The organism is Corallococcus praedator (assembly GCF_003612125.1).
In the GTDB taxonomy this organism is placed as follows: Bacteria; Myxococcota; Myxococcia; order Myxococcales; family Myxococcaceae; genus Corallococcus; species Corallococcus praedator.
In genome coordinates this window covers 1-381 of record NZ_RAWI01001479.1, presented here as the reverse complement: position 1 = coordinate 381, position 381 = coordinate 1, and the positions used below count along the sequence as shown (strand labels likewise).

Annotated in this window: 1 pseudogene; it reads right to left on the bottom strand. The window is 63.5% G+C overall.

Annotation, left to right across the window (positions count from 1 at the left end):
• Window positions 1-381, bottom strand: a pseudogene (locus D7Y13_RS44970) (hypothetical protein); the annotation flags it as partial.

The following is a 381-nucleotide window of genomic DNA, read 5'->3' as shown; positions in this document are numbered from 1 at the left end:
ACCTAGACGAGTCGCTCAATCGCGCGGCCGGACCGCTGATCGGCAAGGCCGGCGCCCGCTGCAGCGTGCAGGTGTTGCCGTCCCTGGAAGACGCCCGGATCGCCAGCCGCGTCAGGATGCTGGTCTGCTGATTCCTGGCTGCCGCAGACCCTCGACTTCTCTGCTTGACGAGCACTTTGCGAATCGCCTGCAGCGCCCGCTTGCGCGCGGTACTCGTCACCGGATAGGCCATCTTCCATCCTTCGAGCGCGTCGATGACGATGCGCGACACGATGAGCCTGGCATTGTCCTTGTCATCGGCAGGAACGACATACCAGGGTGAATCCTCCGTGCTCGTCGCACCCAGGCACTCTTCGTAGCGCGCATGTAGGGATTCCAGAA